We start from the raw sequence: 6,130 nt of genomic DNA, 5'->3' as shown, positions 1-6,130 counted from the left end.
CCCGACCTCCCCCTTCGCAGGGGGAGGAGCAAAAAACAGGTTTAGCTACAACCATGAGTCATGGCAAAAGCTTCTCAGAACAGGGCGCTGGCCCTGTTTTTTTTCGACCGGATACGGAGGATAAACGTTATGCATTTACTCCTGATTGCTGCCGTGATGTCCAACCAGCTTTGGTTCGATACACAAAACAATGCGCAGAATTATGTCATTACGCCGATGGTCAGCCTCACCAAAGCCTGTGCCTGTCAGGTAGCGGTTTCTGTTTCGCAGGAAAGTACTGCGGGCACCAGCACCAGCCGTCAGAGCCATAATATGAATCTTTCCGCTAACCAGCCGCAGCCTCTGGGGCAGATGCGTTTTGCCGTCCAGCCCGGGGGCAAAACGCAAATTATGATAACTGTAACGGACGGCGATAAACTGCGTCTGGAAAAGCAACTGACCTTGCCGGACGATGCCTGACGGCGCGCGGATCACACCGCCAGATTGTCGTAGCCTTTACGGCGATAATTGAGGGCAGAAATACCCCAGAACACCACAAAAATCGCCACGGCAGCGTACCCCACGCTGCCCATATTTTCATTGAGGCGCCCGACAACGACCCAAATTCCACCGTGTAAGTCCAGCTTATCGGCCAACAGTCCGAGCGCTTCCAGGCCACCGATAAACAGGGCGATTACCACACTGGTGGCGGTAATTGTCATGTTGTAATAGAGCTTACGCACCGGTTTATCGAACGCCCAGCCGTAAGCGCCGACCATGACAAAGTTATCCAGTGAATCGACCAGCGCCATGCCGCTGGCGAACAGCGCCGGAAATATCAAAATGCTCCATACGGACATACCGGAAGAGGCCCCGGCGGCGGAAATACCCAGCAGGCCAATTTCAGTGGCCGTATCAAAACCCAGCCCGAATAAAAAGCCTACCAGATACATCTGCCAGCTTTTGTTTACCAGATTAAACGCAAAGCTGAATAACCGGCTCATCATCCCACCCTGCATCCTGTGATCTTCTCCGGTTTCCGCAGGATTTTTACCCTGTTTGATTTTCTGAAAACGGCGGTAAACATCGCGCAGGATCAGCGCATTCAACAGCGCCATCATCAGCAGAAATAGCGCGGAAACCAGTGTGCCAATCGTGCTGCCATAGTCATGCAGCCAGCCAATTTTATTACCAAACACCAGAGATGTTGCCGCGATCGCCACGCAGGCCAGCACCACAATGCTGGAATGTCCGAGAGAAAAAAATGCCCCGACTGCCACCGGCCGCTGTCCTTGTTGCATCAGCTTACGGGTGACGTTATCAATAGCCGCAATATGATCGGCATCAACGGCGTGACGCAGCCCGTAACCGTAAGCCAGCAAGGCCGCCGCCACCAGCGCAGGGTTGTGGCGAAACACCACCAGAGCCCAACCCCAGGCCAGTAAATTGACAGCCAGCAGCCCGATCAGCAGCCAGAAAGCACGACGGTGCGTGTGAAAAAAATCACGGTTAATCATGGGAGTCCTTGTTGTTAAAACCAGAAGAATATTGCAGGCGGGCGCAGGCGATAACAGCCTGCCCCAGCGCCAGACCGCCGTCTCCGGCAGGCACCTTTTGTGGCATCAGCACGCGAAGGGGCGCTAAATAGTGATGTAAAAGCCGGCGCAGCAGACGGTTATGCAGCACGCCACCCCCCAGCGCCACAGTACGGGTGCCAGTTCTGACCGCGTGATAGCAGGCGAGGGCGGCAAAGCCTTGCGCCAGCGCATCGTGAAAAGCGAAAGCCCGTGCGTCAGGCGTAGCCCTCCAGCCGAGCCATTGCTGCCAGAACGTCGCTAAATCAAGAAACGTGCCCGACGGTGTATGCCGCAGCGGCATTGTCACCGGATGCGAAATACCCTGTCCGCGTTGCGCCAGCGCTTCCAGACGGCTTGCCGCCTCGCCTTCCCAGCTCAGTTGCGCAGGCGTACAGCCGAGTGCGGCGGCGACGGCATCAAACAGGCGTCCGCAGGAAGACGCCAGCGGGGCATTAATCCCGGCGGTGATGGCTCTGGAGAGCGGCAACCACGGATGTTCCTGTAACGCCTTTGCCTCAGGGCGTGTCTGCCAGTCCGGCACAAAGGCCTGCCAATGTGCCAGTAAATTCCGCCACGGTTCCCGCGCGGCGCGGTCGCCGCCCGGCAGTGCAACGGCAGGCAATCCGCCTAAATGTTCGCAGTGCAGATAATCTGCCTGCAAACACTCGCCGCCCCACAGGGCACCGGTTTTAGCATCAGCAATGCCATAACCCAGCCCGTCAAGCGTCAGCCCGATAACCTTGCCGCCATCCAGCGGCCAGCCATGTTCCGCCAGACATGCAGCAATATGGGCGTGATGATGAAGAACCTCCGTCACGCGTACACCGTGGCTTTCCGCCTGTCTATGGCTGACATACCCCGGATGCGCGTCACAGGCCACTGCCACCGGCAGGCAATCATAAAGGCGCTGAAAATGTTCAATCGCGTGCTGTTGTTGTCCGGCAATATCGCTGCAGGTGAGTGATCCGAAATGCGTACTGAGAATGGCCTGATCGCCGCGCACCAGACAGAAGGTGTTTTTGAGATCACCGCCCAGCGCCAGCAGCGGCGGCTGGATGTTGAATCCGGCAGGCAGTGTAAAAGCATCGGGCACATAGCCGCGCGCGCGGCGCAGCATTTCAATACCCTGGGGTGTCACACGCAGCAGTGAATCATCGGCGCGCTGGACAATATCGCGGTTATGCAGCAACCACACGTCGGCAATACCGTTGAGTTGCAAAAGCGCAGCTTCATTGGTCAGTACAGGCGCACAACCGTTCGCATTGCCGGAGGTCATCACCAGGGGGGTATGAACCGCCTGTATCAGTAAATGATGCAGCGGAGTAAACGGCAGCATCAGTCCGACTTCGTCCAGGTCCGGCGCAATGGCAGCACACAGCTTTGATATCGCACTTTTCTCTGCCAGTACGATGGGTGCAGCCGGTGATTCCAGCATTTCACGCAGTGCAAATTGCGGGCTTTCATCGCTGCATTCTGCCAGCCAGCTGATATCCGGCAGCATCACCGCCAGTGGTTTTGACGGCCGCTGTTTACGTTCCCGCAGCCGCATTACCGCGTTTTGTTGTGTGGCATCACAGGCCAGATGAAAGCCGCCCAGCCCCTTAATGGCGACGATTTTACCCGCGCGTAATGCCGCGACGGCGCATTCCAGTGCCGCTTCTCCTTGTGCCAGAATGTTGCCATTTTGCAACGTCGCGCTGACCTGCGGCCCGCATTGCGGACAGGCGACCGGCTGTGCGTGAAACCGGCGGTCGGCAGGATCCTGATATTCGTGCTGGCAGTGCGGGCACAAGCGAAATTCCGCCATGCTGGTGGAAGGGCGGTCATAAGGCATGGCGCGGATCAGCGTAAAACGCGGGCCGCAATGTGTACAGTTGGTGAAGGCGTAGCCGAAACGACGATCCCCCGGACGGGTAATATCTTTCAGGCATTCGGGGCAGGTTGCCGCGTCGGGCACTACCTGTGTATCCATCCGGCTGTGACGGCTGTCAGCGATAGTGAAATTTTGCGGCGGTATCGGCCAGTCGAAAGGATCGAAAGTGATGCTGTCGATGCGTGCCAGCGGCGGGCAGTCGCGTTGTAACTGTTCAATAAAAATTTCAAGATTGACCGGCTGAAGCAGCCTGATTTCCACACCTGCGCTGTCGTTACACACTTCCCCGCGAAGCCGCAGACGGTCAGCCAGTTGCCAGATGAAAGGCCGGAAACCGACGCCCTGGACTTTACCGCAGATGCGAATGAGCAGACCGGACATAAAAACCCTTTTTAAACGTAGAGGAGGGTTTTAAAGCTCCTCCCCTTCGCAGGGGAGGGAGCAAAACTAAAACCCAATTCCCACTCCTCAGGGAGGCGCTTAAAACCCACTCCTTTTGGTGAGGAGCTAAATCAAACTAAATCTCAACCACCGGGATCACATCCTCCACGGCGCTGCGCAGGCGTGCTTTCATATCGCTGTAAGTCTGATGTGCGTAGTTTTCGGCCCAGCGCTGATCGGTGATTTGTTCGACTTTCACTGCGCAGTATTTGGTTTCCGGTGTTTTGGAAATCGGGTCGAGATTATCTTGCGTCAGCTCATTACAGGCGCCAATCCACCACTGATACGTCATGTACACCGCACCCAGATTGATACGTTCGTTGTAGTTGACGCGTGAGATAACTTTGCCGCGGCGTGAGGCCACCCAGACCAGTTGCTGGTCACGGATATTCAGCGCCTGGGCGTCAGCCGGGTTCATTTGCACGAAACCCGGTTCGTCAGCCAGCGTCTGCAATGCCGCACAGTTACCGGTCATCGAACGGCAGGAATAGTGGCCGACTTCGCGCACGGTGCACAGGACCAGCGGGTAATCACCGTCCGGCACTTCGGCCGGTGCGCGCCACGGTGCGGCAAACAACTGGCCTTTACCTGTCGGGGTATCGAAGTGATTGTCGGCGTACAGGTATTGCGTCCCCGGGCTTTCAAGTGTGGTACAAGGCCACTGCACGTGTCCCAGTTCGCCCATTTTTTCGTAGGTGGCGCCGTAGAACAGCGGGCAAAGGTTGCGCATTTCGTCCCAGATTTCCTGGTTATCGTTGTAATGCATCGGATAACCCATCTCGGTCGCCAGCAGACTGATAATGTCCCAGTCGCGTTTGACGTTGTATTTTGGCTCAATAGCTTTCTCGAAACGCTGGAAGCCACGGTCTGCGCAGGAGAATACGCCACCATGTTCGCCCCAGGAGGTGGCCGGTAAAATCACGTCGGCCTGCTCGGCGGTTTTGGTCATGAAGATGTCCTGAACCACCACGAATTCCAGCGCTTCGAAGCCTTTTCGCACCAGACCTAAATCGGCTTCAGTCTGCAATGGATCTTCACCCATAATGTAATAGGCTTTGACCTTACCTTCGATTGCCAGATGCGGGATCTCGGTGATGCGGTGACCGACTTCGGCGTCCATTTGATTAACGTCAATGCCCCAGGCATCGGCAAATTTCGCACGAACTTTTGCATCAGTGACGGACTGATAACCCGGGAATTCATTCGGCAACACGCCCATATCACAGGCACCCTGCACGTTATTCTGCCCGCGAACCGGCCCGACGCCGACATTGGCGCGGCCCAGGTTACCGGTCAGCAAGGCCAGCCCTGCCAGCCCTTTCACCACGTCAACTGCCTGACCAAACTGAGTGACGCCCATGCCCCACATGATGGTGGCAGAAGGTGCGGCGGCGTAAGTGCGCATTGCCTGGCGGATTTGCTGTGCGGAAACACCGGTTTGTTCTGCCACGGCTTCCGGTGAGTAATCCGCGACATTTTTGCGGTATTCCTCAAAGCCCTCGGTGTATTTCGCCACATAGTCATGGTCATACAGATCTTCTTCGATCAGCACATGGGCGAAGGCATTCACCAGCGCCATGTTGCAGCCGTTTTTGATTTGCAAATGTTGATCGGCAATGCGGGCGGTTTCGATGCGGCGCGGGTCGCAGACAATGATCTGTGCGCCTTTTTCTTTCGCTTTGATCACGCGGCGTGCGACGATCGGATGAGAATCCGCGCAGTTATAACCGAACACCAGCAGACATTTTGAGTTTTCGATATCGCCGATGGAGTTACTCATTGCACCGTTACCGAGGGTGGCCTGCAAACCGGCAACTGACGGGCCGTGACAAACACGGGCACAGCAGTCAACGTTGTTGGTGCCGATCACCGCACGGGCGAATTTCTGCATCACGTAGTTGGTTTCATTGCCGGTCCCGCGGGAAGAGCCGGTAGTCATAATGGCGCGCGGGCCGTGTTTTTGTTTAATGTCTTTCAGGCGTTGTGCAGTGTAGCGGATGGCTTCATCCCAGCTGACGGCTTCGAATTTCCCGCCTTTCTGGCGGCGGATCAGGGGTTGGGTCAGGCGCGGGGTCAGCAGTTTGGTGTCATTGAGAAAATCCCAACCGTAATAACCTTTCAGGCACAGTTCGCCCTGATTGGTAACGCCGTTCGCCGCTTCCGCACGGATGATTTTTCCGTTATCGACAACCAGATTCAATTTACATCCGGCACCGCAATACGGGCAGACAGTAGTGACTTTTTTCATGCTATTGCTTCC

The 6,130-nt window shown here is 56.2% G+C and carries 4 protein-coding genes; 1 reads left to right on the top strand and 3 read right to left on the bottom strand.

Annotation, left to right across the window (positions count from 1 at the left end; translation table 11 throughout):
• Positions 1-129 precede the first annotated feature (129 nt).
• Positions 130-459 carry a curli assembly chaperone CsgC gene (csgC, locus tag J1785_RS19220; RefSeq protein ID WP_129952232.1) on the top strand — a complete coding sequence of 110 codons (330 nt, stop codon included), beginning with the start codon at positions 130-132 and terminating at the stop codon, positions 457-459.
• Between the two features lie 11 nt (positions 460-470).
• On the opposite strand, the gene J1785_RS19215 is transcribed toward csgC, so the two are convergent.
• The 3 genes from J1785_RS19215 to fdhF form a co-directional block, all read right to left on the bottom strand.
• Entirely contained in the window at positions 471-1,496 is a 1,026-nt protein-coding gene (locus J1785_RS19215) for a HoxN/HupN/NixA family nickel/cobalt transporter (RefSeq protein ID WP_217220232.1), read from the bottom strand.
• Entirely contained in the window at positions 1,489-3,810 is a 2,322-nt protein-coding gene (gene hypF, locus J1785_RS19210) for a carbamoyltransferase HypF (RefSeq protein WP_217220231.1), read from the bottom strand. Before hypF ends, J1785_RS19215 begins: the two co-directional genes overlap by 8 nt.
• Before the next feature lie 136 nt (positions 3,811-3,946).
• On the bottom strand, positions 3,947-6,118 hold the full coding sequence (gene fdhF / locus J1785_RS19205; RefSeq protein ID WP_129952235.1) for a formate dehydrogenase subunit alpha: 2,172 nt from the start codon (positions 6,116-6,118) through the stop codon (positions 3,947-3,949).
• Between the last annotated feature and the right edge of the window lie 12 nt (positions 6,119-6,130).

This window comes from Rahnella perminowiae, from assembly GCF_019049755.1.
GTDB lineage: Bacteria > Pseudomonadota > Gammaproteobacteria > Enterobacterales > Enterobacteriaceae > Rahnella > Rahnella perminowiae.
This window is presented reverse-complemented; position numbering and strand designations above follow the sequence as displayed.